This is a genomic window from Rhizobium sp. P2_G2, assembly GCF_056403555.1.
In genome coordinates, this window is sequence record NZ_JBFUFF010000043.1 from 16,980 (window position 1) to 43,314 (window position 26,335).

At 60.7% G+C, this 26,335-nt stretch carries 25 protein-coding genes and 1 pseudogene; 11 read left to right on the top strand and 15 right to left on the bottom strand.

Features of this window, described 5'->3' with window-relative positions; genetic code table 11:
* Positions 1–119: 119 nt before the first annotated feature.
* A complete protein-coding gene (locus AC1D06_RS25010) occupies positions 120–905 on the top strand; it encodes a hypothetical protein (protein ID WP_477988518.1) in 786 nt (261 codons plus the stop codon).
* Between the two features lie 153 nt (positions 906–1,058).
* Here the strand turns inward: AC1D06_RS25010 and AC1D06_RS25015 are convergent, their stop codons facing one another.
* The gene (locus AC1D06_RS25015; protein ID WP_477988520.1) at positions 1,059–1,685 is read right to left on the bottom strand and encodes a transglutaminase-like cysteine peptidase; all 627 of its coding nucleotides are present in this window, start codon (positions 1,683–1,685) and stop codon (positions 1,059–1,061) included.
* Positions 1,686–1,992: 307 nt separating this feature from the next.
* Here AC1D06_RS25015 and AC1D06_RS25020 point away from each other — a divergent pair, with 307 nt between their 5' ends.
* Positions 1,993–2,757: a hypothetical protein gene (locus AC1D06_RS25020; RefSeq protein ID WP_477988522.1), complete on the top strand. Its 765-nt coding sequence runs from the start codon at positions 1,993–1,995 to the stop codon at positions 2,755–2,757.
* Positions 2,758–3,352: 595 nt separating this feature from the next.
* On the opposite strand, the gene AC1D06_RS25025 is transcribed toward AC1D06_RS25020, so the two are convergent.
* Together AC1D06_RS25025 and AC1D06_RS25030 are read right to left on the bottom strand one after the other, a co-directional pair.
* Positions 3,353–4,159: an ATP-grasp domain-containing protein gene (locus tag AC1D06_RS25025; protein ID WP_477988523.1), complete on the bottom strand. Its 807-nt coding sequence runs from the start codon at positions 4,157–4,159 to the stop codon at positions 3,353–3,355.
* Between the two features lie 274 nt (positions 4,160–4,433).
* Positions 4,434–4,811, bottom strand: coding sequence for a YybH family protein (locus AC1D06_RS25030; RefSeq protein WP_477884223.1), 378 nt, complete (start codon positions 4,809–4,811; stop codon positions 4,434–4,436).
* 167 nt (positions 4,812–4,978) lie between these two features.
* Here AC1D06_RS25030 and AC1D06_RS25035 point away from each other — a divergent pair, with 167 nt between their 5' ends.
* Positions 4,979–5,365 (top strand): winged helix-turn-helix transcriptional regulator, encoded by a 387-nt coding sequence (locus AC1D06_RS25035; protein ID WP_477988524.1) that lies wholly within the window; start codon positions 4,979–4,981, stop codon positions 5,363–5,365.
* A 62-nt stretch (positions 5,366–5,427) separates the two neighbouring features.
* On the opposite strand, the gene AC1D06_RS25040 is transcribed toward AC1D06_RS25035, so the two are convergent.
* Positions 5,428–5,826 carry a hypothetical protein gene (locus AC1D06_RS25040; protein WP_477988525.1) on the bottom strand — a complete coding sequence of 133 codons (399 nt, stop codon included), beginning with the start codon at positions 5,824–5,826 and terminating at the stop codon, positions 5,428–5,430.
* 28 nt (positions 5,827–5,854) lie between these two features.
* On the bottom strand, positions 5,855–6,472 hold the full coding sequence (locus AC1D06_RS25045) for a hypothetical protein (protein WP_477988527.1): 618 nt from the start codon (positions 6,470–6,472) through the stop codon (positions 5,855–5,857).
* A 249-nt stretch (positions 6,473–6,721) separates the two neighbouring features.
* On the opposite strand from AC1D06_RS25045, the gene AC1D06_RS25050 reads away from it, so the two are divergent.
* The 3 genes from AC1D06_RS25050 to AC1D06_RS25060 all read left to right on the top strand — a co-directional run bounded on the left by AC1D06_RS25050 (position 6,722) and on the right by AC1D06_RS25060 (position 9,694).
* A complete protein-coding gene (locus AC1D06_RS25050; protein ID WP_477988528.1) occupies positions 6,722–7,975 on the top strand; it encodes a hypothetical protein in 1,254 nt (417 codons plus the stop codon).
* A gap of 158 nt (positions 7,976–8,133) precedes the next feature.
* Complete coding sequence (locus AC1D06_RS25055) at positions 8,134–8,343, top strand: KTSC domain-containing protein (protein WP_477988529.1); 210 nt, start codon at positions 8,134–8,136, stop codon at positions 8,341–8,343.
* 379 nt (positions 8,344–8,722) lie between these two features.
* On the top strand, positions 8,723–9,694 hold the full coding sequence (locus tag AC1D06_RS25060; RefSeq protein ID WP_477988531.1) for a hypothetical protein: 972 nt from the start codon (positions 8,723–8,725) through the stop codon (positions 9,692–9,694).
* Positions 9,695–9,770: 76 nt separating this feature from the next.
* On the opposite strand, the gene AC1D06_RS25065 is transcribed toward AC1D06_RS25060, so the two are convergent.
* Positions 9,771–10,808, bottom strand: coding sequence for a hypothetical protein (locus AC1D06_RS25065; protein ID WP_477988532.1), 1,038 nt, complete (start codon positions 10,806–10,808; stop codon positions 9,771–9,773).
* 560 nt (positions 10,809–11,368) lie between these two features.
* Positions 11,369–12,340 (bottom strand): phytanoyl-CoA dioxygenase family protein, encoded by a 972-nt coding sequence (locus AC1D06_RS25070; protein ID WP_477988533.1) that lies wholly within the window; start codon positions 12,338–12,340, stop codon positions 11,369–11,371.
* A 320-nt stretch (positions 12,341–12,660) separates the two neighbouring features.
* On the opposite strand from AC1D06_RS25070, the gene AC1D06_RS25075 reads away from it, so the two are divergent.
* The gene (locus AC1D06_RS25075) at positions 12,661–12,897 is read left to right on the top strand and encodes a DUF6894 family protein (RefSeq protein ID WP_477876892.1); all 237 of its coding nucleotides are present in this window, start codon (positions 12,661–12,663) and stop codon (positions 12,895–12,897) included.
* 308 nt (positions 12,898–13,205) lie between these two features.
* On the top strand, positions 13,206–15,947 hold the full coding sequence (locus tag AC1D06_RS25080; protein ID WP_477988534.1) for a tetratricopeptide repeat protein: 2,742 nt from the start codon (positions 13,206–13,208) through the stop codon (positions 15,945–15,947).
* 3 nt (positions 15,948–15,950) lie between these two features.
* Here AC1D06_RS25080 and AC1D06_RS25085 read toward each other — a convergent pair whose 3' ends face one another.
* The 6 genes and pseudogenes from AC1D06_RS25085 to AC1D06_RS25110 form a co-directional block, all read right to left on the bottom strand.
* The gene (locus AC1D06_RS25085; RefSeq protein WP_477988535.1) at positions 15,951–16,706 is read right to left on the bottom strand and encodes a hypothetical protein; all 756 of its coding nucleotides are present in this window, start codon (positions 16,704–16,706) and stop codon (positions 15,951–15,953) included.
* A gap of 215 nt (positions 16,707–16,921) precedes the next feature.
* Positions 16,922–17,683, bottom strand: coding sequence for a hypothetical protein (locus AC1D06_RS25090; RefSeq protein WP_477988536.1), 762 nt, complete (start codon positions 17,681–17,683; stop codon positions 16,922–16,924).
* 109 nt (positions 17,684–17,792) lie between these two features.
* Positions 17,793–18,812, bottom strand: a complete 1,020-nt coding sequence (gene ilvC / locus AC1D06_RS25095; protein ID WP_477988537.1) for a ketol-acid reductoisomerase — start codon at positions 18,810–18,812, stop codon at positions 17,793–17,795.
* Positions 18,813–18,857: 45 nt separating this feature from the next.
* Complete coding sequence (locus tag AC1D06_RS25100) at positions 18,858–19,508, bottom strand: TetR/AcrR family transcriptional regulator (RefSeq protein ID WP_477876887.1); 651 nt, start codon at positions 19,506–19,508, stop codon at positions 18,858–18,860.
* A gap of 814 nt (positions 19,509–20,322) precedes the next feature.
* Positions 20,323–21,509: pseudogene (locus tag AC1D06_RS25105) on the bottom strand (IS110 family RNA-guided transposase).
* Between the two features lie 137 nt (positions 21,510–21,646).
* Positions 21,647–22,546 carry a LysR family transcriptional regulator gene (locus tag AC1D06_RS25110; protein WP_477988538.1) on the bottom strand — a complete coding sequence of 300 codons (900 nt, stop codon included), beginning with the start codon at positions 22,544–22,546 and terminating at the stop codon, positions 21,647–21,649.
* A 116-nt stretch (positions 22,547–22,662) separates the two neighbouring features.
* Here AC1D06_RS25110 and AC1D06_RS25115 point away from each other — a divergent pair, with 116 nt between their 5' ends.
* Positions 22,663–23,658, top strand: a complete 996-nt coding sequence (locus AC1D06_RS25115) for an aldo/keto reductase (protein ID WP_477988539.1) — start codon at positions 22,663–22,665, stop codon at positions 23,656–23,658.
* Positions 23,659–23,694: 36 nt separating this feature from the next.
* Here the strand turns inward: AC1D06_RS25115 and AC1D06_RS25120 are convergent, their stop codons facing one another.
* On the bottom strand, positions 23,695–24,159 hold the full coding sequence (locus AC1D06_RS25120; protein WP_477876884.1) for an Lrp/AsnC family transcriptional regulator: 465 nt from the start codon (positions 24,157–24,159) through the stop codon (positions 23,695–23,697).
* Positions 24,160–24,325: 166 nt separating this feature from the next.
* Between AC1D06_RS25120 and AC1D06_RS25125 the strand changes: the two genes are divergently transcribed.
* On the top strand, positions 24,326–25,051 hold the full coding sequence (locus AC1D06_RS25125) for an aspartate/glutamate racemase family protein (protein ID WP_477988540.1): 726 nt from the start codon (positions 24,326–24,328) through the stop codon (positions 25,049–25,051).
* Between the two features lie 19 nt (positions 25,052–25,070).
* On the top strand, positions 25,071–25,442 hold the full coding sequence (locus AC1D06_RS25130) for a DUF4087 domain-containing protein (RefSeq protein WP_477988541.1): 372 nt from the start codon (positions 25,071–25,073) through the stop codon (positions 25,440–25,442).
* On the opposite strand, the gene AC1D06_RS25135 is transcribed toward AC1D06_RS25130, so the two are convergent.
* On the bottom strand, positions 25,443–25,859 hold the full coding sequence (locus tag AC1D06_RS25135) for a GyrI-like domain-containing protein (protein WP_477988543.1): 417 nt from the start codon (positions 25,857–25,859) through the stop codon (positions 25,443–25,445).
* Positions 25,860–26,335 lie beyond the last annotated feature (476 nt).

A 26,335-nucleotide genomic window follows, 5' to 3' on the forward strand; every position in this document is an offset into this window, starting at 1 on the left:
GAGGGTGCGGTTGGGTTAAGCCCCTTGTGGGGGGTCGAAGGACGGGTCGAGACCAGTGGCTCGACCCTGCAAGTTGGGGCGGTGTTCGAGCCACAGGCGTTTGCGCTGGGGGAAAAGAGATGTTGAAACCGCATACCGTAGCGATGCCCGCCTTGATGGCAATCCTATCCGCCAACAACGTTTGTGCGGCCACGGCGCCTCAGACGTCGCCGGGCACGCTAGCCTGCTATGACGTCCGCAAAGCCGAGCCGCACTGGCTGACCGGCAGGCTGAGCTACCAGATTTTCCCCGGTCCCCCGGGCTATGAGGACATTCAGAAGGGCGACGAGCCGGAGGGCACCTACATCCTGGCGCTGCCGCAGCCGATCTGCGTTGTCGATGGCGGTGACTTCGCCGATCCGGCGGAGCATTTCAACACGGTCCACCTCGTCCCGACGAGCGAGACCGAAAGCAGGATGGCTGTGCTCAAGAACAGCGAGGTGAGCGTGACGCTCGACAAACAGATGGCAAGCGAAACCGGCCATCACCATGCGCCGCTGGTCGCCTGGGTGACGGCGATTGCCTCTGCTCCCGCGATGATATCGGAATACGGCACGGCCGCGACGACGATCCGGGCTTTCTACCTCGCTCTCGAAGCCGGAGAGGGGATAACGGCGGCAAAATTCGTCGTCCCGGAAAAGCGCCAAAACGGGCCACTGTCAGCAGGCGCAATGACCACCTTCTACAGCAGCCTGATCGAGCCGCTGCAGCTCACCGCGCTGACACGGCTGGCTGAGAACAAATATGCGGTCAGCTATCGTTTCAAGAGCAGCAAAGGCGCCTGCGACGGCCGCGCCGAGGTGACCGTCACCAAGCGCCGCGGCGCGGATTTCATCAGGTCGATCCATGCTTTGAGCGGGTGCTGAGGCCCTGATGAGGACGGCGATCGGATGTGCTCCTGGGCAGCAGGTGACCGGCTTCGAGCGAAGCACGTCGATCGCTTTCACAGTCCAGGCACCAAGCTGGGCAAATCGAAGGTGGGTTCATGACCTCGCCCTCATATCCATCGGCCAGCATCATCACAGACTTGCGCTGAGCAGCTGCGCATTACTGGATTGCGGCACCTGGTGCCAGACATGTGGATCGGTCGATGACGAAACCGACAGCCATTGCATGTCGAAACTCGCCCAGGGCGTTACCCCGTCGGAGCGGTTGTCGAGAACGAAATCACCCCTGGTCGTGCGGGCCACGAGCACGAGATGCCCTTTCTCATCGGTCTCACCGATGGCCAGCCTGAGGGCGGAGGCCGGCCACCCCTGCGCAACAAGGATATGGCGCTTGGTCAGGGCATAGTCTTCGCAGTCGCCAGCCTGGGGAAAGAGCGACCACGTGTCGAGGCCCGGATCTGGTCTTGGCGTGATGAAGTCATTGACCTCCCGGTTGACGGTCGCCATTTGCGCCATCGCTGTCAGGGAAAAGGCGACGGCAACCGGCTTTTCCGCGGCGGCGCATTCGCCAGGCACTTTGTCGCAGAACAGGACTTGCGCGAACGGCGCCGTGACACGCTTTCCCTCAGGTACGAACTGCGCGCCGACAAAGGCCGCCGCGGCCTTTGTCGGCGGGTTCAGACTGGTGATCGAACAGCCTGCGGATGCCAGCATCAGCATGCCGGCGGCCGTGAGCTGGCCTGGAAGCCGTCGTTCCACCCCTCTGCCCCCTCTATCGATGGACAATTCTTATCAAACTGGCCCGGTTTGACAAACGGAGCGGGGTCATCACATCGAATGAGCGCTTCCCCAAATGGCTTACAAAGCTGCGGGAACCGCCGGAGCGGAAAGGTGCTGAATCCCCGGCGGGAGAAGGCGTCGCCCTTCGATAAACACGGGAGGCGAATGAGGTCATGGCGCACCATATGCGGTGGCCCATCGCCCCCATCGCGATTTTTTCGTCGCCATGCTCAGCCAATTTCCCGTTTCGCTCGTTCTATAGGCAGATTGCTCACGGAGGTCTGCCATGCCCCGATGGATCACGAAGCCTGTTGCCGCCCTCGCCCTTCTCCTGCTCGCCCCCGCGGCAGAGGCAGCAGCCCCCTCGTCCTGCTACGATCTCGGCAAATCCGAGCCGCGCCAACTGACCGGCATGCTGGGCTACAGCATGTTTCCGGGACCGCCGCATTACAAGGACGTGCAAAAGGGCGACATCCCCGAGCCGGCCTATGTGCTGGCGCTGCCGCGGGCGATCTGCCTCACCGGCAATGACCGTTTTGCCGATCCGAAAAAGCCGTTCGGCGAAGTGCAGCTGACCGCCACGGCCGGCACGGCCGATACGCTCAATGGGCTGAAAGGCAAGGAGGTGACGGTGACGCTGGAAAACCCGACGCCGGCCCAGACCGGCCATCATCACGAGCCGCTGGTGGCCTGGGTGGCCGATATCGCGCCCGCCATCGACCTGACCGCCGAATACGGTACCGCCGCGACCACCGTGCGCGCCTTCTATCTGGCGCTTGCGGCCGGCGACGGCACGATGGCAGCGAAATATATCGTGCCGGAAAGGCGCAATAGCGGGCCGCTTTCAGCTGGCGATCTCAGTGCCTACTATGGCCACCTGCTCGAACCGCTCAGGCTGACCGCCGTCACCTCGGTGAGCTCAGACAAATATCTGGTGTCCTACAGCTTCAAGACCACCGAGCGCGTCTGCAACGGCCGCGCCGAAGTAGCCACAACCAAGATCGGCGGCGCCGACTTCATCCAGTCGATCCGCGCCCTTGCAGGCTGCTGAAGGTTTTCGCCGCGCCGGCCCGCGGAAATCTCCGTGGTCCCGGCCGGCGCTCAGTGCTGGGCCGTGTCGTGGTCATGGGTGAAGAGCCCCAGCAGGACCACGCCCACGACAAGACCGACAATAACGCCATCAAACCATGAGAAATGCTGGATCAACATCATCGTTCTTCCTCCTGACGATGATTCATCTGCATTGCCTAACGTCTGAATTGTGCGCCCGGTTGCAGGCCTTGTCAAATATTAACAAGCTGTTAGCGACGATCTCCGATCGTGGCGCCAAGCGGGTTCACGGCCACCCCAATCCATGCCAACAAGAGGCCCGCCGCCAGGCGCTGGATGGTTTCGTTACCCCTCGTCGGGGAGCATGACGCTCCGCGACGGCCGAAACCGTCCGGTCTGGGGGCGGGAAATTTTCTGCGTTTTTGATGAAAATTTTACAGCAAACGGTTTTCGTCAAAGCATGTCGAAGTGCTTCCCACCTTTTTTGGAGATCATTTTAAGAGCCATTCAAAACCGTCCGCTGGGTCACTCCAAAATACCCAGACGGCCTCAGCGTTCGAATTTGACGAACCCTTCGAACTGCCATCGCTCCTGGCTCAGGATCGCATCGATAGGGCGCCCTCCGCTTTCATTGCATCGATCGCCGCGGCGAGCCTCATAAGGTCGGCGGCGTAGAATCCGGCGGAATTGATGTTATTCGTCTCAAGCATTCTGAGGCCGTCGGCGGTCCGGCACACGTCGAGGACATAGGCCCGGGAATATCCCGGATTAACTTCGACCAGCATTTTTCCGAAGGCGAGCGCATCGTCGTCGACCTCATGGCGGTAGACCACCCGCGATCCCTCTTTATAGAGCGACCAGGTCACGACCTTCCCGTCCACGACCCACAGACGCCATTCCTTGAAGATTTTCACAGGCTCCGTGAGCATTATTTTGGTGTCGTGTCGCAACGAGCCACGCGGAATCTCACGTTTTGCCAGCGCGAGGACGCGCTCCGCGCTGGCGACGATCTCGGCCCCGCTCTGTACCGCTCCGGCCATCTCCTTGCTGTCGTCCACCGGCCGGACAAACCAAAGCTTGCCGTCGGAAGCCAGGCGCTGCGGTATTTCTGCGACGGTCAGGAACAAGGCGTCCTTGCCGTTGAGCAGGAAAGGATGCCATTTCCGCTGCCGGACGAAAGGTTTCAGCTTGAACACGCCCGGCCACAAACCATCGCGTTTCGCCGTCCTCCAGACAGAGTAAGAGCCAAAGATGACGACGTCGTTCTTGTCTGCGATCACTGGCTCGGGCGTAAAGCGCCCAACGATCGGGATGATCTTATGCCACGAATAGGCGATTCCGAGACGATCCAGTGCCGCCGCCAGCTTGTCGGTGTCTTCCAAACGTTGGAGCAGCCACTGCATCAGTCTTTCCCAGTGTCCCGGTCGCTTCAATTCTGTCAGGATAGCCCGCTGACATCCGATCTACCCGCGAGGAATAATCAGCTCCTTTGTAGGCATACCAGCTCTTCAGGCAACGCTATAGTTGGGTCTCGCCTCGGTCAATTCGAAGCCTCGGATCACCTCACGGATCTCCGGAACGCCATTTATAGACATTGTCAAACGCCCTTGGAAAATCCTCAAACACTCTGCAATCACGGCGAATTGAGATCGGTCGAACGGCAGCTTCCTATGGTCATCAGCCCTTGCCGGTGAACGACCAATGCGTCTGCACGATCCGCCATTCGCCCGGCGTGCGGCGATAGACCTCTGTGCAGTTCCAGCGCATTTCCGTGCCCTCGCTGCCGGCATAGGAATTGAAGCGGAAGGTGAGCACGGCCGCATCGCCGATCTCCTGCACCAGCGGCTCGATCATCTCGTATCGCGGCGCGAAAATCTTGCCGCGAATGCCCTCATAATAAGCCATCAGCCGGTCGAGGCCATCGAGACGCGCGCTGAGCAGCGGGTCGAAATAGACGACGTCCGGCGCGCAAATCTCCAGAAAGCCCGAGGGATCGCCATTGCACCAGCGCTTGAGGGCCGCCAGTTCGAGCGTGATGACGGGATGGGTCTGCATGTCTGATTCCTTCGCTTTTGTTGTGACGCCTACCGCTGGCCCAAAGCCGGTTCCCCGGTTCGGGCGATATGCGAGGGCAATGGAGGGATCGGCGCTTTCGGTAAGAATTGCAAGTATGCACAAATACAGCCTATACTGCCGTATTTGTAAGTAATGGAGGACATGACGTGACGCGCAAACAGCGACACAGCTTTTACAATAACTGTCCGGTCGAGGCCGCACTCGACATCGTCGGCGGTAAATGGAAGGCGATGCTGATCTTCCACGTCCTCGACGGAACCAAACGCTTCGGCGAATTCGGCCGCCTGCTGCCAGGGCTGACGCAGCGCATGCTGACCACGCAACTGCGCGAACTGGAAGCGGATGGGGTGATATTGCGCACGGTCTACGCGCAAGTGCCGCCGAAGGTGGAGTATTCGATCACCGAGTTTGGACGGACGCTGGAACCGTTATTGAGGGAGCTCGCGGCGTGGGCGGAGGGGCATGTGAAGCCGCGATTGGAGGCGGGCGATGGGGGGTGTCCGCCAGCGACAGTATCGGCAAGGGCAAATTAACGAGCGTTACACCAATTTCGCATAGTCACCCACGCATCCCAAATAGAACAGATCGAGATATCTTACCTGCGTTGTTCGTCCGGCTCGTCCTGCTCGATTTCCTCATTGAACCGCCCTCTCCTCAGAAGGACTTGAACTGCCTCAAGAGCAACCGGCTGGACCCGCTTGGGCCATCCAGTGGAAATCAGTTCCTCGTCTGACGAGTCAATGTCGTCGGTGGCTTCACAGGCAGCGTTCATGATCGCCAAAACTGCATTGAATGCCTCATTTTCTTCTACTGTCTCGGTCTGGCATCTCTCCAAGCGGCCTTCGTCAGGAAAATAAAAGTAAAACCCATTAAAATATTCGGCCCATCCCTGAAGCCGCACGGCCGCGTCGCCTCCCGCCAAAAGCTCACAGGCTTCGAGTCTCCTGTTCCTCAGCCGTTGCAGGACGATCCGTTTGGACGGATTGTCTGTCATGAAGATGCCTCGCTATCAGCTGTGTCGCTTACCGCTTCTCAAAAAACGCGTCACGCTCTTCAATACTCCAGCTACAAAATCGCTCCCAACCTCCCCATTTGGCTCGCAGCGCAGCCAACCGCTCCTGAAACGTGCCTCGACGGTCCTGGTACTGGGGAAATGTCTCTATCCCCCAGTCGGTCTGCTCGACGAAATGGACCACCGCATTCTCCTGGGTGATCCCGAACCGCCGTTCCAGGACAGCGACCTGCTTTGGGTCGCTTGTTTTGATGAGATGTGTGCAATACCTGTTGCCCTGCCTCCATTCCTCGATTGGATCCCAGGGAATGTCTGCCATCTCCTGTTTTATGGTTTCATGATCAATCGGAATTTCCACAGCTCGCACATAGTCGTCCCAGTTCCAACGGAGCGATTCCAACTCTTCCTGAAAGGAACCCGGACAGTCCTGGTAGAAGGGGAATATGTTCCTTCCCCATGCGGTCTCCTCGACAATTTCCATAACCGCCTCTTGCTGGGTCATGCCGAACCGAGCTTCGAGTTCGGCAATTTCCTTCGCGTCGGTTGCCTTCGCCAGCGCGGTACGTCGCGCTATATCTCTGTTCCAGCCATCGACCATCTCCCTCAAAGTATCATCGCGTTCCGACATATTGGCTCCCATCAACGAAAACGTGCACATCCTACACGACATCTCGCCCTGAATGTGGAGCTCCCCTGCCCCACCCCCTCGCTTGACTCATCCCCCACCGTCACATACGCTTCCATCACTCGCATACAGCACCATGCATACTCACATCAGGCGCGTTGAATAACGTTCGACAAAGCGCGGCACATGGCCGCTTTACGCCCGACTGTGAGCTTCAAGACGACGTCTACCTTTTGTTAGGAGAGTTGGTCGATGGGCAAAGTGCCAGGTCCTCTGAATTCTACGCTCCTGGGCGACAACGAGCGGCTGCAGAGTTGCGCGCAGGTCGATGGTTCGCATGTCCAGCCTGGCGAGCCCGCCTCCGAGCATGTGAAGCGGATCCAGGAAGCGCTGCGGCTGGTCGCCAATGCCAATATTCCCGCGACCGAGAAGAACTATGGCGATGCGACGACCAAAGCCGTCGTAGACTTCAAGACCGACCGCAAGATCTTCACCCGCGGTACGACCAGCATCGACCCGATCGTCGGCATCAATACGATCCGCGAGCTCGACAAGCTGCTTCCCGCCGGTAAGAAAGACGGGCCGCCCGGCGACCTCGGTGCGGCCGCCACGATCCGGCCGAATACACCGATCGTCGGTGATGTCGATTTCGCCGGCTTCAGCGCCGCGCGGCTGGCGCGAGCCGGAAATGCCGGCGACTGGACAAGGCGCGATCCGTTCAAGCCCATCTCGCAAATGGTCCCGGTCGGGCAGACGCGAACGCTGCTGGTCAAGACCACCGGCGGTGCTGCCGCAACCTTCAGCATAGATAAGGGCGGAAATTTCGCCTCGATCGTCTCTTCGACGGACAGCAGCGTCACTCTCAGCGGCGGCGCCCCCGGCAATGCGCGCCTGCGCGTCTCGGTCGAGGGGTTTTCACCGGTCTTTGTCGATATCGTCGTGCGCGCATCGAAATCGCTCGCGCTCGATGTCTTCCATCTCGGTCCCGGCGGCCCGGCGGCCACGAACTTCCAGACCACGGTGCTGCCGGGCCTCAATCGCGTCTACAATTCCCAGGCAAACCTGTTTTTCACCGCTGGCGCGGTGCGCGATATAGGCACGATGATCATGGACGGCCAGTCGACGGTGATCGATGCCGGGCTGCCGCTGTTCTTCTCGTCGCTGTTTGGACCGCCGCTCGCCAACCAGCCGACGTTCCGCTTTGCCGACCTGCAGCGCGAGGTGAAAAACGCGGGCGCCGTGACCGCATTCATCTCGCCGAATATCACCGACAAGGAAGCGTCCAACATCGTTGGCCGCGGCGGGTTGAATACGCGTGTCTGCTGGTTCACGCTCAAGCGCATCCTCAATGCAAGCCAGGTGACGCTGCCGGCACATGAGATCGGCCACTCGCTCGGCATGCAGCACATCACGGCAGCGATCAACGAGCGGCTTCTGATGAATCCGGGCATCCAGCCCAACAATCTGCTGATCCCATCGGAGACGCTCGAGGATCTCAAGCCGTAAGCGAGGGGGCGAATTGGTGCGTATCTGAGGTGGGTTGCTTGCTGGTGTAGCGGTTTGGCATGTCTCGAAATCACGCACATCGTTAGAATTTTAGCGGCAAGCTTGAACCGCCATTCACCCGGCCATCCTATTCTCCCGCTCAACAGCAGGAGAGCCGCATGCGCCAGATGCCGATAAAATCCCGGATCATCCAATCCGTCTATTTCAACCAGGATGACGGACAGCTCCGCATTTGCTTCAAGAACGGCGAAGAGCGCCGGTTCAAGGGTGTCAGCGAGGAAGCTGTGGCCGCCTTGTGCAAGTCACCGTCGCCGGGGCAGTTCTATATCGATCACATCCGGGGTGCTTATAAGAGAGTGGCAGCGTGAGCGGTTGACGCTGATCGCGGCGGGCGAGACCGCAGGGAGTCTGGTCTATGGCACAGCCTCTTTAGGAAACGCCTCGATCATATTGTTTTATTATCTTCATCAATCCATGTTGCTGGCAATCGCGACACCTTCGGTCCGAAGTCCGGAAAATGGGATAACCTGATGTTCCCCGCTCATGTCTCTCACTGCGCGTTCCTGCAATCGTCAACGATATCAGGGGGGCCTGCGGTTGTCGCGACATCCTTGAACTCGTGAGGGCTCGAATACCGCCTGAAGGGCTTCCGCCGGTTGCGGTCATCGCACCGATCGGTGTATCCAAAGCCGCGGCCTCAATCGCGGCTGAATGAAAAGTTGTGTACTACAGGTCAGGATGTCAGAAATGAACATGCCGGAGTGCGAAGAAACAACCCTCCCTGCCCAGCGTGTGCGCTCGCTGGTCTGGGACGGAGACGATCTGGTTGATTGGGTTAGTGGCGGAACGCGACGCGGGCTGAACGGAGAAACCACCGGGACCAGAATTTCCTATGGGGACCTCGTCGACGCTGCAACAGCGTCTCCGGATGGAAAATATAGCATTATTTATACCAAGCTCGGAACCAAAGGTATTGTCATTGGCGGCGGCAAAATTATCCGAGAAATCAACAKAAGCTATTACCACGCCGAGGTTTACGAATATCCGGTCGCGATCTTCCGTGCGAAGAATGGCAGATACATACTGGCGCATTGCCCGGATGAATATTGCCACCTGGAATTGGAAGACCTCCTTACCGGGGAACGGCTGACGACCCAGGCGAACCGCAAGCCGGAGGACACCTTTCATTCGAGGCTGACCGCATCGCCGGACGGCGCCTATCTGCTCCGTGCTGGCTGGGCGTGGCATCCTGTCGACGTCGTCGGCGTATACGACGTCCAGACCGCACTCGAGGATCCCTCGCATCTGGACGGTGAAGGTCTGTTTCCCAATATTGTAGCCGAAGAAACCAGCGCGGCATTTCTTGGAAATGATCGTCTGCTCATCACTGCACGCGAATACGGCGAAGATAAACCAACGCAGTTGCGTGTTCTCAGTCTAAACAAATCCGAGCCCTCGATCATCAGCGAGACAAAAGCAAAACTCGGAAACATCATGCCGGTTGGCGAGACACATGTCCTGGGCTTTTATGACTGCCCGAAGCTCATCGACCGGCAGTCCGGCGCGGTCTTGAAAACGTGGCCGCATGTCGCATCGGGATTGCAGGAATGCGCCATCGTTCATGAGGCGTCACTCAATCCACCGATCGCGTTGGACCCGGCGCGGAAGAGATGCGCCATTGCCGACAAGGAGAAGATTACCGTGCTGACGTTCAGGTAACCTACTCAGTCTCCCGATGGCCACGGCAATTGCCGGGGTCCATTGGCCAACAACGCAGAACTCGCGGGCCACCCGCTCAGTTGAACACCTCGAACGCATCGCCATCATCCACCACCGGCCGGCGCGGCGCTTTACTGAACTCCCTCACAATCTTGTCGACGATGACATCGACCTCTTCACGCTCCCTAGCAGACAGCCGCTCGTAGGAGCGGACATTGACCGGCCTAGCGCGGAAGGGGGCTATTTCCTCCCAGCCCATGCCCAATGTGCTCCGGGCAAAACTGTCGTTTTCTTCGAAAAACCGGTCGTAGATCTCTTTCTGCAGCGCCTCGCCGATGCCGAAATATGGATCCTTTTCCCAGCCGATCTTGGTGAAATATCTGTAGAAAGCCTTGTAGGCGTCATTGTCTTCCCGCGCGCTTTGCACCTGCGGATGGATCGAGCGAATGCGTTCCGCCGCCACGACGGTCAATGTGCCGGGATTGGGGTTGAGCGGCTTGATCTCATGATGGTCGAATGCAGCCGGGTCGACGCCGAGGGTGCGGACGAACGCGTTGCCAAGCGTCGAGTGCTTCAGCGCCTGTTCGAACGACATGAGCCGGTGTTCGACGCCGGCGGTATTCGCCAACATCTTCATCTGCCGGTGGGAATAGCGCAGGTCGGAGAGATGGGACGCGACATAACTGTCGATATCCTCCTTCACCAGAAAGCGCTTCACGCCCTGCACATAGGAGGAGTTGAGGTGGCTCGCCTGTTCCCGGTGAACGGACACCAGCACCAGCCGGAAACCGAATTTCGAGAACAGCCGCACGAGGCTGGGCAGAAAATCCGGATCGGACAGCTGGCGCGACAGACGCTCATCCGAAAGGATCAGGCTGCAATCGTCTTCCAGATATTGCCTTATGCTTTTCCAGACGATGCCCTTGCCCCTGCCCGACATCAGGCTGTCGCGCTGCTTGGGGAAAAACAGCCGCGAAGGCATCTTCCGGCTGCCGATCAGGGAAATGCATTGGAGATTGTTTGCCCTGAGGACGGATTGATTGGCGCGAAGAAATTTCTGGATGCTCGATGAGCCCGTCTTGTGCGGCCCGACGTGAAGAAAACAGGTTTTCATGGCAGATCCGATGCGCGTTGAAAGGTTCGGCAACTGAACCGCGCAGAAAAGCGCCTGCGGCTCGAACGGAGTCGCATGAAATGCTCTATCTATCTGCTTTTACGTGAGTTCCGGACGCAAACGCGCACAGCGCTTTTGCGGGAATTGCTCTTGCGCGGTCAAATCAGGGGCTGTCATCGAACGGCAATGACCCACTCTCGGGGAGAATGCACTCCCGCTGCCGTCGAACGCCACCCCCGGGCACGTCGACACTGTCTTGGCTCCCAAACCTCCTCATTGTGCAGAAAGAACAGGCTGTAGCGTAAGGACTTTAGTAAAAGCTAACTTACCATTGACCAAATGGCAAGAATTATAAACTCGCCGGTTTCGCAATCAGGAAGACCGCAGCGACGGGATGCGAGCGAGGCTTACGTCGATCCTTGCGAAATCGTGCTGCAACAATGAGATTGTGCGCAGCATGATGGCGCAAACACGATCGCCCCACCCAGCGCCAGCCGGGCGCGGCGCGCCCTACCTGTCAACAATCCGGCTCACGCACCCGCCCGCAGAGCAAGCCCTGATCACAGCGGCGCGCGCGGCACCATCCGGGCGGGCCAGGGCAGGCTTGAGCGCCAGAGCAGGCTGTCGCGGGCGCGGGCGGGCAGACCTTCGGCAACCTGCTGCAGTTGTGAGCGCGACAGCATATGCCGTTCGCAGAAGAAGGGCCTCAGCGGCGCGCGCGAAAAGAAATTGTAGAACAGCGCGCAGCGGTCGCGCACCGTTGCCGGCCGGCCGCGGTGATAGCAGCGCGCCACATCGGTGAAGATCACCGTGCCGGCTTTGCCCGTACAGGCGGTCACATCGCCGGCGGCCAGCGGCGCACCGAGCCGCTCCTCCAGCATTTCCTGGGTCAGCACGGGAAAATTGCCGCCCTTGGCGCATTGGCAACCGGGAAAGCTGCGATGCAGGATTTCGAGCGGGCCAGTGCCGAGGTCGACGTCGTGCAGATAGACGATCACCTTGACCATCCGCCGATCCTCGACGTCGCGATGCCATCGGCGCGCCGCCACCTGTCGGCCATCAGCGACGGTGTAGAAGAAATTCAGCAGGTCGTAGCCGGCGGGTAGTCCGAGATAGGCCTCGACAATGTCGAGGATGCGGTCGGCGAGTGGCCAGCGGAGAATGTCGGGATGGCGCATCAGGTCATCGGCGCCCACCTGCACTGTATATTGCGTGGCGAACTCGCCGCGGGCGGAGCGCTCGCCATAGGCGGCCGCGATTTTCCTGGCGGGCTGCCACATCGCTTCCGTGCCGGGCAGGCAAAGTGCGTCGAGCGAGGTGATGTGGACGCCCTTCTCTTCGAGCCCGGCAACGATGGCCGCATCTGCCGGCGAAAGCGCCGGCAGCTGATGCCTGTGGTCCGCCCGCGCCCTTTCATACTGTTCGCTCAGCCGCCGATCGATCGCCGGCGCACTGAGGGCCCATGAGGCGACTTGCGCCGGGAGGCTGAGAATGCGGCGCTTGAGCCGGTAGTGCAATGCGGTCTGGTTCATGTCCGTGCCAACTGCCCACGAGAGCAAAGTCGAAATCCGAGTGCCRGGGCGCCGCCGCAATGCAGCAGCAATGCTGCGACGCAGCAGGCATCTGTCCCGGAAGGCGCTGGGCTGTCAACGCAAAAAACGGAATAGAAAACCTATACAATCCGGAAGTGGCATAAATATTCTACAATAAATACGACAAATTTATGCATTTACCGTTCTATTTACGATTTTCGACAGATACCAAAGAAACATCCAGCGGCGCAGCACAGTCCTCCTCGAAAATCTAAGAAACAAAACTGTCGGTCGCAGGTTACCCGTCCGGAGATCCATGCATGCCGCGATATTATTTTCACACCAGAGACGGAGACCGTCTCATCAAAGATCCGGAAGGCCGCGAATTGCGCAACGTGACCTTGGCGCGGGACGAGGCTGTCCTTGCCGCGCGCAAAGTCCTTGCGGACAAGATCGAGCGTGGCGAAATCATCGGCCGGCAGGCGTTCGAGATTTGCGACTCCTGGGGCAACAAGCTGCTGACGGTGACGTTCCGCTCGGCACTCAAACTGAAATAAAGCCCATGTCCGCCGGCGGTCGTTTCCCGCTTCGTCGAAAAGCCGGGCAGGACGAGGATAGGCCGACCCTGCTCGTCCATCTTCAATCCCGCAGCGCGTCAGCGCCCTGCACCTGAAAGGCGACCGGAGGCGGACACCAACAAGATCCTGCAAGCAAGAGTCAAGTCACCCAACTGGCCCGGAAAGAAGCCGTGTACAACCGTTGAATAATCCCCTTCACCCGCCCGTCTCATCGACAGCACACTGATCCCGCCGCGCCAACGACCTGCGCGATGCACATCCATGGTCAGTGCCTTGAGGAGACGTTCATGCTGAGCTCGATGCGCATCCTGCTGTTGTCAGGCATATCGCTGCTGCCGGCCTTCGCGCTTGCCGCGACGCCCGATGCCCGGAAAGATGTCGCCGCCGACACGCTGGGCGCTGCGATCGAGGCCTGCGACAACGGAGCGGCGGTGCCGCTCGACCCTCAGGCCAAGGCGCCGCCGGTGCAGTTCGGCGAACTCCTCTCCCACAATCTCAATACGAGCAGGATCGAGGCACTGCAGGCTGCCTGCCAGCAGGCCTGGGCGGGCGCGCCGAACGCAAAGCGGCTGCAATTGCAATGGTTGCGCGTCAGCGCCGCCCTCGGCAAACCCAGCCAGCAATGGCTGCTGGTGCCGCAGGTCAAAATGCTGGCCGACCAGGGCAGCGCCGAGGCGCAATATCTGATGTTCCATTTCTTCAAGCTGCATCCGGACGAAAACGACCCGCCCACCCCCTTCGTCACCCGCGACGAGGCGCTGGCCTATCTCAAGAAAGCCGCCGAACAGGGCCATCTCGACGCGCTGATGATGCTCGCCACGCAATACCATGACGGTCCGCTCCTGCGCCGCGACCAGCACGCGGCGGTGAAGATGGCGCGCCGTGTCGAAAGCGCGCCGCCGCAGGGCATCGCCGAGACGAAATACGAGAGCAATGCGCACCAATATTTCGGCCTCTATGCAGCCGAGACGACGCTGGAGGACGACAGTTTCTCCCCCGCCGAGCAACGCATCGCCTTCGCTGCCGTCGACAAGGCCTCGAAGTCCGGCACCAGCGACGACTTCGTCTCGCATAGCTATATCACGGCGCTGCGCTACGGCCGCGGCACCGCCAAGGACCCGCTAAAAGCGCGCAAACTGCTCGAAGCGCACATCGCCAACGACCAATATGCGGTGCCCTACTATGCCGGCATGCTGGCCCATGGCGAAGGCGGCCCGGCCGACCTCAAGCGGGCGCTGGCTCTGCTGCGCGACGAAAAGATGAAATATACCGCCGGCGCCGCTGGCGTGCTCGCCGATATCCTGCTCGACGGCAAGCTCGTCGGCCGCCAGCCGCAGGAGGCGATCCAGGCGCTCGGCCGGTCCTGGCGGCTGGAAGACATGGTGCGGCTCGCCAGCCTGCTTATCGACTACCAGGCCCGTATCGAAACCCACGACCGCCTGATCGAAACGTTGACGGACGCCGCAGCAGCCGGCGAGACCGATGCGGCGCTGGCGCTCGCCAGGCTGAAACTCTCCGACAATTCCGATTTCAAGGACCTCGACGGCGCGCGCGTGCTGCTCAAGCCATTGACGGATGCCGGCAATCGCGAGGCGCTCTGGCTCTATGCCGGTTCGCAATATGCCAATCTCGATTCGAGCAGTTTCCCGCCCGATCCACAGCCGGGCGGCCTGTCGGACGACGATCTGAAAAACCTGATCGCCGAGGGCATGCAGAAGAAGGAGGCCGAGGCCTTCCTGCTCAAGGCCAAACTCCTGCGCAAGGGCATGGTCTATCCGCAGGACGACCAGGCGGCGACCAATGACCTGATCAACGCCGCCAATCTCGGCAATGTCGACGCCATGCGGCTGCTCGGCAATGCCTATAGCGATGGTCTCGGCACACCCAAGAACGACCGGGAGCGGCTGCATGCCTGGCGCGAAGCGGCGAAACACGGCTCGCTCAAGGCACAGCGGAACCTCGCCAATGCCTTCATCTTCGACACGTTCAACAAGCTGATGACGCTCGATGAGGGCGTCACCACGCCGCTGGTGCTCTATATCAATTCTGACGACGGCACGCCGAGCCCGATGGGCATCGACACCGTGGCTACGGTCCAGCTCGGCAGCATGTTCACCTTCGGCAGCCGGGCGATGGAAGCCGGCACGCCGGCAGTGGCCGATGCGGTGATGAAGGCCTTCCGCGTTGCCCCGGCCGGCCTGAAGGACAGCACGCTGATCTCCATCGGCAAAGCCCTGCCGGACGAGATCAAGGCCGCGATCGCGATGAAGCTGAAAACCGAAGGCTTCTATTCCGGCCAGCCGAACAGCTACTTCGGTCCCGAAGTGCGGCAGGCGCTGGTCGCCTGGGTCGACGCCAAGGGACCAGTCGAGACGGCGACGGATTCTGGCAACCAGACCCAGCCAAGGGCGCAGAATTCCGAACTGGTCTCGCCCGAAATCGTCAACCGCGTCCGCGCCAGCATGCTCAAGCAAAGCAAGGCCGCCAAGACCAAGCGGCAAAAGCTCTCGGCGATATCAGGCATCAATGCCCTGGCGCAACTGGGCGACATCAATTCCCGCTGGGCGCTGGTCAACAATTATCACCAGGTCGACGTCGTCCGAAAAGTCGTCTCGCCGGCCGAACTCACCCGCTACGCGCTCGACATCATGGCGACCAAGCCCGAAGGCGCCGACAAGCCGGAATTCGCACTGATCTTCGACGTCACCCAGATCCAGCAGGACGGCGATATCGACACATTCGGCAAGGCCACGCTCGACGCCATCCGCGACGACCCGCGCCTGCAGGACCCGCTGACGCTGGGCGGCATCCTGCAACAATTCGTCTTCGCCCCCGGCGCCTGCGACGCCATGCTCACCGCCGGTCGCAAAGCCAGGATCGCCAGTCTCGGCGAAGATGGCTGCGACGAGACCACGCTCTCGGCGCTGATCGCCTTCGCCAAGCAAAAGGGGCCGGCCGGCGTGGATCAGGCGGCACGCAAGGCCGCGGTGACGGATGTCAAGGCGCTGGATGAGGAGGCAGCGAAGTAGCGCCTATTTCATCGAGCGCCGAAGCAAGGCGACTGCCTTCTCCGCATCCTTGAACAGCCAGATGTCGGAAGGATCGGCGCTGGCCACGGCGCGACGCAACGCCGCCGCGGCCTTGCCTCCGCAGATGAAATCCAGCATGGCCTGGCGGATATCCGGCGCGATTTCCATGGAAAACTCCTCCGGATTGTTCAGGTCGTGYATGYGCGCAATGAACTGGGCAAACTGCGCCATCGACGCCGGTGCGTCGTCGTCGGACCAGACATTGAGCTTGGTTATGATTTCGATCCCGAGCATCGCCATGCCGGTCAGCCAATCCTCGGCGTCGCGATCCTCCGGATGGAAAAATCGAAGCCGCGCCCAGGCAGCCTCATAGGCTTTGACGATGGCTGATCGTTCCTGTTTGCGCCAACCCAGCCAATCACCATCATCGAGCTTCTCAGCAATCGCAGTGGCTTCCAAACCGGGCTCGCCCTGGCCGCCGACGATCCCCAAATGAATGATCCTCGGCAGGAAATGCTTGTAGTCCGCGACATCTCCCACCGTCGTCATGGCATACGTCGCGAACGGCCCGATCGCGACGGCCCGCAGCGATTTGAGCGGCGCGGATTTCAGATCCCTGAGAATACTGGCAGCGTTGCGCAATGGCGAGACATGCAGCTTTCTCGGCGCCGGGTAGATGGCAAAGGCCGCGTAAAGTTCCGCCAACGCATCTGCCAGCGCGGCGTTCGCATGAGCAATGTCTTTTGGCACGTCAGGCATTCCGACAATCTATCAAATTGCCGAGCGGCACGCGAAGCAAAAAGCCGCGGAAGTCGCCCTCTCCGAGCTCTATTTGCCAAAAACTATTCGCGCGGTTTTGCGCCTCGCATTTTTCTCTTTGCCTCAGGTGGGCGCCACGAACGCAAACAAAGCCGCTGAACATGTCGGTCTGGATGCCGGCGCGCACGCAGTGATCAGCGAAATCAAAGGCCTAATCACTCGCGCCAGCGCGCCTGCTTCAACAGGGAGATGCTGGAATCGATACTATCGAAACGCCAAAGATCGCTCTCGGCCACATCCGATACGGCCTCGATCAATGACGTTTCAACGGCCTCGCTCAGCAGCCAGTCAATGATTTGGTGGCGTACCTCTGACGATACGTTCTCCCAGAACGCATCGGCCTCCGCGATGCTCTTTGCGCCCATAAGAAAATAAGCGAGTTGGACCATCGAATCCGTGCTTGGATCGGTGATCCACGCCTGCAAGCCATCGTCGAGCCGATTGCCGATCCTTGCATTTCCGCATAGCCAACCATCAACCTCTTCCCGATCAGGGTGAAGCAGCCGAGCCCGCGCCCATGCACGATCATAAACCCGCTCGATCGCGGCCTGTTCTCCCGCAGGCCAATTACGCCAACCGCCGTATTCCAGCTTACCGGCAATAATTTCAGGATCCAGCCCTGGCTGACCGCAACCGCGAAAACAGGCAAGCTGGATTATGCGCGGCAAGAAATGCTTGTAGTCATCAACGTCTCCCACCGTTGTCATCGCAGCGCCCGCGTAAAGGTCAACCGCATCGGGTGACAGCTGATGAAGCCGCGCCGACGACAGGTTTTTCTTTATCTCTTCGATATCTCTGAGCGGAGACGCATGCCACGATGAAGGCGCGGGATAGCCGGAAAATGCCTGGTACACATCCGCAATTGCGTCGTGCAGGTCCTTGCTCGCCGATATGCGCTTGGGGTGCAGTGCTTTCATGCACAACCCCATACGCAATTGCGCGCCGCCAAGCGACCCCACCGCCAGCAAAAAAGCCGGGGAAGTCGCCCACCCCGGCCCTATTCGCTAAAAACTATTCGCTATTGGCTCAGTTGCGGGCCTTGTCGACCAGCTTGTTCTTGCCGATCCAGGGCATCATGCCGCGCAGCTTGGCGCCGACTTCTTCAATCTGGTGATTGTCGTTCATGCGGCGGATGCCCTTGAAGCGGGCGAGGCCGGAACGGTATTCCTGCATCCATTCGGAGGTGAACTTGCCGGTCTGGATGTCTTTCAGCACCCGCTTCATCTCGGCCTTGGTCTCGGCGGTGATGATGCGCGGGCCGGAGACATATTCGCCCCATTCGGCCGTGTTGGAGATCGAGTAGTTCATGTTGGCGATGCCGCCTTCATAGATCAGGTCGACGATTAGCTTCACTTCGTGCAGGCATTCGAAATAGGCCATTTCCGGAGCGTAGCCGCCTTCGACCAGCGTTTCGAAGCCGGCGCGGATCAGTTCGACCAGACCGCCGCAAAGCACGACCTGCTCGCCGAACAGGTCGGTTTCGCATTCTTCCTTGAAATTGGTCTCGATGATGCCCGAACGGCCGCCGCCGACGCCGCAGGCGTAGGAGAGAGCCAGTTCCAGCGCATTGCCCGACGGATTCTGGTGCACGGCGACCAGGCACGGCACGCCGCCGCCCTTCTGGTATTCGCCGCGCACGGTGTGGCCGGGGCCCTTCGGCGCGATCATGACGACATCGACGGTGGCCTTCGGCTCGATCAGGCCGAAATGCACGTTGAGGCCATGGGCAAAGGCGATGGCARCGCCGTCACGGATATTCGGGGCAATCTCGTTCTTGTAGATGTCGGCCTGCAGCTCGTCCGGGGTCGCCATCATCATCAGGTCGGCCCAGCCGGCGGCTTCGGCAACGCTCATCACCTTGAAGCCATCGGCCTCGGCCTTCGCGGCAGTGGCCGAGCCGGTCTTCAGCGCGATGGCGACGTTCTGAGCGCCGGAATCCTTGAGGTTGAGCGCATGYGCACGGCCCTGCGAGCCGTAGCCGATGACGGCAACTTTCTTGGCCTTGATGAGGTTGAGATCGGCATCACGATCGTAATAGACGCGCATTGTGGTTCCTTCCCTTTGCTGTCTTGTTGAATGTTGTGGCAGGCGTCAGCCGGCCATCCCCTTATCGGTCCCGTAGAGCCGAAGAAAGGCGGCAACCGCCTTCTTCGCCCGCGGTCCAAAACTTTTGGCGCGCTCGGACATGTCCTCGCCGAGCAGCATGCGCACGTGCCAATCACGCACGATCAGCCCATAAAGCGTCTCATAGGCCTCGGCGGCATCGTCGAACTCTATCAGCCTCGCCCGCCGGCCGGCAATGAGCAGCGCCGTGGCGCGGCGGCCGATCTGGCGGCGGCCGCGTTCTAGCAGGATCTCACCGAGCTCGGAGCCGTCGCGGCTCGTCTGGCCGATGGCGAGCCGGTTGAGCGCCAGCGACACGTCGCCGGCCAGAACTTCGAGGAGCGCTATGGCAAAATCGTCGAGCAGGCGCTCGAACGTGTCGCGGGTCAGCACCCCGGCATTGGCCTCGCCGGTCTTCACCTTCGACGCCTGGTAGGCGATCATCGCCTCCATCAGCCCGTCGCGGTCGCCGAACCATTTGTAGAGGCTCTCCTTCGAGCAATTGGCAGCGCGCGCCACGCCGGCCGTGGTCAGTGCCTTCTCGCCGCCCGAAACGAGAAGGCGCAACGCCTCTTCGAGCACGGCCGCCTGGCGCGGCGAAAACTGGTCGGGATCGGGACTGTCATTCATGGTCAGCATGGCGGCGCCTTGTACGTACCGTACCGTACGGTTCGCATTGGAATACTCCTGCTCGCGGCAGGGGTCAAGACCGAATTCATCGGGTTTTCGGGAAAGCTAACGCTTGGAACGCATCTAGCAAGACCCTCTCTGGCCTGCCGGCCATCTCCCCCACAAGGGGGGAGAAGACAGTGGCATCCGCCCGGCCCAAATCAGGGCTTCTGCGAGGCCGCAGGTTGCCCCCCAACAAAGGGGGAGGGACTTAACTTGCTATGACGCCCGTGCCCCAATTGAGGCAGGGAGCGTGCCGCGAGTCTTCTCCCCCCTCACATGAGGATTTTGCTGTCAAGGTATGAGTTAGGGATTTCCTGTTTGTTCGACGGGTTGGCCTTCCTGTTCGTCCCGACCTTACGGTTTTGTATGGCATCGCGCGCAGAGCGGGGCAAGGGTCGGCCATCGGCCGGCCGCGTAGCGGCTTGCCCTTGCGGCGGTCGAGCACGATGCCGCGCTGCCCGTTGGGTGGGGGCGGCGTTGAGTACCTCGAGCAATAGGTCCGCTTGCCGTTGGCGGGATCGTTTCGGCGACAAATCCAGGTGAGCCCGTGATCACCATGCGCGTCGGCGGACCGTGCCGCGCATAACCTCACATCCGGTCGCCGCCTCTGGAATCGGGGTCCATGAGGCAGCCGTACCAATCTTCCGCTTACAGAGCGGCCAGGGCTCGGGAGAACGAAACCAATCTTGTGGCCGGCCTTTGGTTGCCAAAGGGGGGAGCGGTTCGTTCACCCGGATGTCTCCGAAGCGGATCAGGCCATCGGAGAAAGCGTTGGGCGACGTCAGGTGGCGGTCATGGCCATGCCCTCGATGATGACGCCCTGGGTGACGTATTTCCACAGTGCCACCAAGAGCTTGCGCGCCAGCGCGGTGATCATCACCTTCTGGACGCGGCCACCGTTGTGGTGCACCCGCTCCTCGAACCAGCCGGCGAGCGCCGTTGTCGGCTGATGGCGCAGCCATAGCCAGGCCAGTTGGATCAGCGTCGTGCGCAGCCGCTGTTGCCCGCCTTGGAGACACCCTGCTCGTAATGGATCGTGCCGCTACGCCAGGGCGATGGCGCCAGCCCGGCATAGGCCGCCACCTGCCGGCGGTTGTCGAACTGTCGGAACAGGCCCTCGGTGACGAGCACGGCGGCAAAGACCTGGCCGATGCCCCGGATCTGGACAAGCTGCGCCATCATCGTGGCGTCGGCATTGATGCTGATAGCCTTGGCCTCCGCGGCTTTCGCCTCGGCTGTCAACGCCCTGAGCTCTGCGATCAGCGCCTTGATCTGCTTGAGGAGCAGTTCGAGCCGGTCGAGCAGCCGGTCGATCTCGGCCCTCAGATGCGGCCCGAGCGGACGCCCATCGACGCTCTGCAGCGCCGTCAGGCACTGCCTCCGGTCGTGGCGCAAGGGTCGGTAGTCCAAGATCCCTTGCGTGAACAGCAGGCCCTTGATGCGGTTGATGCAGCGCACCCGCTCGCTGATCAGTTCCCGGTACTCCCGCACCAGCCGGCGGCGGTCCTCCTGTTCGGGTGTCGGCGGCCGCACCATCGAGCAGACCCGCGGCTCACCCCGCTTGAAGGCCAACAGTGCGCGCACCAGCGTCTCACCGTCGATCCGATCCGTCTTCACCCGGCGGCGGCGCCGCGGCACAGCGATCGAGGCCGGATCGACCACATGGCTCTCAATCCGTGCCGCCTCAAGCGCGCGGTGGATCCAGAAGCCGTCGAGACCAGCCTCCTGAATGACGATGACGGGAAAGGTCAGCCCGCTGCGCGCCCGCGCCTTGCCCACCAGCGTCGCCAAACGATCCAAAAGTCCTGCCAGATCGCCGCTCTTGACTGTGTGCTGCGACAGCTTCTCGCCGCCACCCGGCAAAAGCGATGTCACCAGCCATTTGGCGCGCGACAGTTCCAATGAGACGAAAATTGCGCCAAGATCAGTGCGGATAGCGCCCGCGCGATCGGGGTTCTCTGCGATCATATCCATGAGGCCCTCCAAAGTTGGGATTGCAAACACGACTTTGATACAAGCCGTGGCGCTATCCACCCTCATGGAATCTTGTGGGGGAGATGGCCGGCAGGCCAGAGAGGGTCTTGCCAAATGCAATAGCCCCCCGCTCACCCCCACGGATTGGCCTTGATGAAATCCACGAAAGCCCTCAGCGGCGCCGGCATGTGCCGCCGGCTCGGATAGTACAGATACGGCCCGGAAAACGGCTGCTGCCAGTCCGCCAGCACCTCCACCAGTTCGCGGCGCTCGATGAACGGCGCCAGTGAATCGCGGAAGGTCGCGACAAACCCCAGGCCGCCCAGCGCCGCGCCGACCTCTATGCCGAACGTATTGGCGATGAGCCGACCCTGCGGATTGATGCGCAGCACCTCGCCATCCTTCTCGAATTCCCAGGTGTTGAGCCGGCCGCTCTCGAAGCGATGGCGGATGCAGGGATGTTTCAGGAGATCGCGCGGATGAAGCGGCACCCCATGGCGCTCCAGATAATCCGGTGAGGCGACGACGGCGAAACGTTGTTGGCGCGGTCCGATCGGCACGGCGATCATGTCGAGTTCCAGGCTCTCGTCATAGCGGATGCCGGCATCGAAACCTTTGGCAAACACGTCGATGAATCTGTCCCTGCCCTCGACTTCGAGTATGATGTCGGGATGCTGCGCCAGAAACGGAATGGCGATGCCGGGCATGAATTCGCGCGCGACAATGGTCGGCACGTTGAGTCGCAGCCGCCCCGCCGGCCGGTCGCCAGAATCCTTGACCTGGTCGATGGCGCCGGAAATTTCTGCCAGCATGGGAACGATCCGTTCCAACAATAGTTGGCCGGCTTCGGTCGGCGTGACGCTGCGGGTCGTGCGGTTCAAGAGCCGCGTGTCGAGCCGCGCCTCCAGCCGCCGCACCGCTTCGCTGAGTGCGGAGGCCGACACGGCCCTGGTGGAGGCGGCACGGCGAAAGCTGCGGCTTTCGGCGACGGCGGCAAAGGCTTCGAGGTCGGCCAGCGGCAGATTGCTCATTGTGCGGTTTTCCGTACAGGTCATTCGATCTGCGCCGAATTATCGCACAAGCCCGGATGCGGTAAAAGCCTGCCCATCCCGCCGGCGAGACCCGGCGGGTACCAAGGAGAGAGATGATGAAATACACGACTCTTGGAAAGAACGACCCGAGAACCTCCGCCTTCGGCCTTGGCTGCATGGGCATGTCGGGCATGTATGGACCGGCCGACCGCGCCGAATCCATCGCCACCATCCACGCCGCCATGGAAGCCGGCGTGACGCTGCTCGACACCGGCGATTTCTACGGCATGGGCCACAACGAACTTTTGATCGCCGAAGCGCTGAAGGGTGGGGATCGCGACAAAGTCGACATCAGCGTCAAGTTCGGCGCCCAGCGCGACCCCTCTGCCGGCTGGATCGGTTTTGACGCGCGGCCGGCTGCGGTCAAGACGGCGCTCGCCTATACGCTGGTCCGCCTCGGCGTCGACTATATCGACGTCTACCGCCCTGCCCGGCTCGATCCGAACGTGCCGATCGAGGACACCGTGGGCGCCATAGCCGACATGGTCAGGGCCGGCTATGTCAAGCATATCGGCCTGTCGGAAGTCGGCTCCGAAACCATCCGCCGCGCCGCCAAAGTCCATCCGATCGCCGACCTGCAGATCGAATATTCGCTGATGTCGCGCGGCCTCGAAGACGACATCCTGCCGACATTGCGCGAACTCGGCATCAGCGTCACCGCCTATGGCGTGCTGTCGCGCGGCCTGCTGAGCGGCAGCTGGCAAAAGGGCAGCACCGGCCAGGGCGATTTCCGCGCCCACAGCCCGCGTTTCCAGGGCGAGAATGCCGACCGCAACCTGGCGCTGGCCGACGCCTTGCAAAAGGTCGCCCAGGCCCGCGGCATGACCGCATCACAGGCGGCAATCGCCTGGGTCGCCGCCCAGGGCGACGACATCATCCCGCTGGTCGGCGCCCGCAAGCGCACGCAACTCGCAGAATCGCTCGGCGCCCTCGACCAGGCCCTGACGGCGGAAGATCTCGCCTCGCTCGAAGCCGCCGTGCCGAAGGACGCCGTCGCCGGCAACCGCTATGCCGACATGCGCTCGCTCGACAGCGAACGCAAATCGGCCTAACGGCGGCCCAGTGACACCGCCGGAACGCCGGTGGTATCACTGGGCATAGTTCGTCGGGATCACCGCCGCATCCTTCAGCGCCTCCATCGAGATCGAGGCAGAGACGTCGAACATTTCGACCTGCCGGATGATCTGTTTGTAGATGACGTCGTAATGTTCGACCCGCGGCAGCACGATCTTGAGGATATAGTCGTAGACCCCGGTCAGCCGGTGCGCCTCGACGATTTCGGGGATGGTGGCGATCACCCGGCGAAAGGCGTCGACCCAGTCGTCGGAATGCCTCGACGTTTTCACCAGCGCAAACACCGTGGTCGGCAGGCCGAGCTTGCTGCGATCGAGCACCGCGCGGCGCCCGATAATGTAGCCCTCGTCTTCGAGCCGCAGGATACGCCGCGAACAGGCCGAGACGGAAAGGTTGACCGCGGCCGCCAGGTCGCTGACCGGCGTGGCCGCATCCGTCTGCAGCAAAGCAAGAATCTTGCGATCACGATCATCAAGCATGGATTCATTCGCCTCCGTTTACCTGCGCGCAAAAATACGGCGCTGAAACAACATTGTGCGCCCGACATCACGCGAAAACCACCAATATCCGCAAATCTTTGCAAATAATCTTCGCCCGGGTTATGCCATTCTTATCACCGTTGAAACACCAGCAGGATGAACGGATATGAAGACCATCGGATTGATCGGCGGCATGAGCTTTGAAAGCACCGCGATCTATTACCAGACCCTCAACCGCCTGGCGCGCGACCGCTTCGGCGGGTTGGCCTCGGCCGAGATCCTGCTTCACTCCGTCAATTTCGCAGACATCGTCGCCCTGCAGAAGGCCGGCAAATGGCAGGAAGCCGGCGCCCGCCTTGGCGCCATCGCCAAGAACCTCGAAACCGCCGGCGCCGATTGCGTGCTGATCTGCACCAACACCATGCACAAAGTCGCCGACGACGTCAGCGCCAAACTTTCCGTGCCGCTCGTCGACATCATCGACGAGACGGCCGCCGCGCTGAAGGCCGCCGGCAAGTGCCGCCCGCTGCTACTGGCTACCCGCTATACGATGGAAGACGGCTTCTATCATCGTGCCATGCGGACGGCTGGCATCGAGGTCATGGTGCCGGAAGAACCCGCCCGGACCCGCGTCCATGACGTCATCTTCAACGAACTCTGCGCCGGCCAGGTGCTGCCGTCGTCACGCGACGACCTGCTGGCGATCATCGAAGACATGAAGGCCGCCGGCGCCGACAGCGTCATTCTCGGCTGCACCGAAATCTGCCTGACGCTCGATCCGGCCAACTTGCCGCTGCCCGGCTTCGATTCCACCGCGATCCACTGCGACGCCGCAGCACGCTTCGCCTTTAAAGACAACAGCGCGTTGGAACGCCAACGGAAATATGCATAATCGACCCCTCATCGAGGGTATGTTTATGCAGTCGTTGGCGGTTCTGTTTTTCGGTGCATTCCTGGTGCTCGTCTCCGCGCAAGGCGCTTTCGCGGAGACTCGCTGCGGCTGGCTCGAAAACCCGACACCCGGCAATTGGTGGCTCCTCGACAAAGATGACAGCTGGACGCTGATGCAACAGGGCGGCTATCAGGCCGACGGCATGGATATGATCGGCGACATCTCCGCCGGCGACTATGTCGCCACCAACGGCAATTACGGCTATGCCTGCGCCTGCCTGGACGTCGAGACCAATGCTGAGGCGAGTCGCGTCGTCGTGATCCACGGCTTCAAGCAGCTCAAAATGTCCAAATGCACCAACGACAAGGCACTGACGCCGCCTGGCCAGTAGTCAGCTTTCGCCGGCGTCGCCTTTCAGCATGATGGCGATTTCCGTTTGCCATTGTTCGGGGGCCGGATCGTCGAGTTCGGTCTTGTGGAAAATATCGATTCGGCATCCGTAGAAGACGCCGACTTCCGTCGAGGCGCAGTCCCATTCGACGCCCTTGATATCGGCCCAACCCATCAGCATGGCGTCGACATCGGACAATTTATTGTAGTGCCCTTCCCAAGTCACGGACATGAATGATCCGCCCGGCAGGATGCCGGCCCGGATCGGCCCGCCACCCGCATAGAGTTTGTCGGTGAAATGGCCGAATTCGATATCCATCTCCCCGGTCGGGCTGATGGTGTTGTAGCGGAAGAAGGCCGGACCGCCATGGGCAATGCCCTCCGCCTGCATGAAGTTGCGCACCTCGGGAAGAAACAACTGCGATTGCTTGACAATTTGTCGACTGAAAAGCCTGGATCGAATAGCGAGGTAAGGCTGCTTCTTGCGCCGATTTCGAACTGGCAAGCTCAGCATGGGGCAAAAAACTCCTGAAATGTAGGTCTGCTGAAATTATGACCGTCGATCACATTTTCGTTATAAATTTGCTCTTTGAAAAAGAAAAGCCATTTCCGTCAGCCGAACGGCACGTGATTTAATTATAAAATTCGAATATTAAGCAAAGCGGCGGCGCAGTCTGCAAATTTTCCTCGACGCCGAACTGGGATTACAACGGCAAATACTTAAATAGCGCCATCGGAAATAGTATTTCAGCGACGCGCGATTACTGAAAATCGCCGCCACACATTTTCTTCTGTTGTAGAAGCCCCGCCCTGTGGGCTTTTAACATATCTTAACCTTACAATTGATTTGACCAAGCGAATTTTTCCGTAAAAAGCGATTCACGGCAAGCGATT

What these genes read in the sequence shown, in the direction of transcription:
- AC1D06_RS25055 (WP_477988529.1), top strand. Translation starts at nt 8,134, where the DNA reads ATGCGCCAGATGCCGATAAAATCCCGGATCATCCAATCCGTCTATTTC.
- AC1D06_RS25070 (WP_477988533.1), bottom strand. Translation starts at nt 12,340, where the DNA reads ATGAACCAGACCGCATTGCACTACCGGCTCAAGCGCCGCATTCTCAGC.
- AC1D06_RS25045 (WP_477988527.1), bottom strand. Translation starts at nt 6,472, where the DNA reads ATGTCGGAACGCGATGATACTTTGAGGGAGATGGTCGATGGCTGGAAC.
- AC1D06_RS25050 (WP_477988528.1), top strand. Translation starts at nt 6,722, where the DNA reads ATGGGCAAAGTGCCAGGTCCTCTGAATTCTACGCTCCTGGGCGACAAC.
- AC1D06_RS25080 (WP_477988534.1), top strand. Translation starts at nt 13,206, where the DNA reads ATGCTGAGCTCGATGCGCATCCTGCTGTTGTCAGGCATATCGCTGCTG.
- AC1D06_RS25065 (WP_477988532.1), bottom strand. Translation starts at nt 10,808, where the DNA reads ATGAAAACCTGTTTTCTTCACGTCGGGCCGCACAAGACGGGCTCATCG.
- AC1D06_RS25010 (WP_477988518.1), top strand. Translation starts at nt 120, where the DNA reads ATGTTGAAACCGCATACCGTAGCGATGCCCGCCTTGATGGCAATCCTA.
- AC1D06_RS25100 (WP_477876887.1), bottom strand. Translation starts at nt 19,508, where the DNA reads ATGCTGACCATGAATGACAGTCCCGATCCCGACCAGTTTTCGCCGCGC.
- AC1D06_RS25075 (WP_477876892.1), top strand. Translation starts at nt 12,661, where the DNA reads ATGCCGCGATATTATTTTCACACCAGAGACGGAGACCGTCTCATCAAA.
- AC1D06_RS25125 (WP_477988540.1), top strand. Translation starts at nt 24,326, where the DNA reads ATGAAGACCATCGGATTGATCGGCGGCATGAGCTTTGAAAGCACCGCG.
- AC1D06_RS25025 (WP_477988523.1), bottom strand. Translation starts at nt 4,159, where the DNA reads ATGCAGTGGCTGCTCCAACGTTTGGAAGACACCGACAAGCTGGCGGCG.
- AC1D06_RS25130 (WP_477988541.1), top strand. Translation starts at nt 25,071, where the DNA reads ATGTTTATGCAGTCGTTGGCGGTTCTGTTTTTCGGTGCATTCCTGGTG.
- AC1D06_RS25110 (WP_477988538.1), bottom strand. Translation starts at nt 22,546, where the DNA reads ATGAGCAATCTGCCGCTGGCCGACCTCGAAGCCTTTGCCGCCGTCGCC.
- AC1D06_RS25020 (WP_477988522.1), top strand. Translation starts at nt 1,993, where the DNA reads ATGCCCCGATGGATCACGAAGCCTGTTGCCGCCCTCGCCCTTCTCCTG.
- AC1D06_RS25120 (WP_477876884.1), bottom strand. Translation starts at nt 24,159, where the DNA reads ATGCTTGATGATCGTGATCGCAAGATTCTTGCTTTGCTGCAGACGGAT.
- AC1D06_RS25040 (WP_477988525.1), bottom strand. Translation starts at nt 5,826, where the DNA reads ATGACAGACAATCCGTCCAAACGGATCGTCCTGCAACGGCTGAGGAAC.
- AC1D06_RS25030 (WP_477884223.1), bottom strand. Translation starts at nt 4,811, where the DNA reads ATGCAGACCCATCCCGTCATCACGCTCGAACTGGCGGCCCTCAAGCGC.
- AC1D06_RS25090 (WP_477988536.1), bottom strand. Translation starts at nt 17,683, where the DNA reads ATGAAAGCACTGCACCCCAAGCGCATATCGGCGAGCAAGGACCTGCAC.
- AC1D06_RS25115 (WP_477988539.1), top strand. Translation starts at nt 22,663, where the DNA reads ATGAAATACACGACTCTTGGAAAGAACGACCCGAGAACCTCCGCCTTC.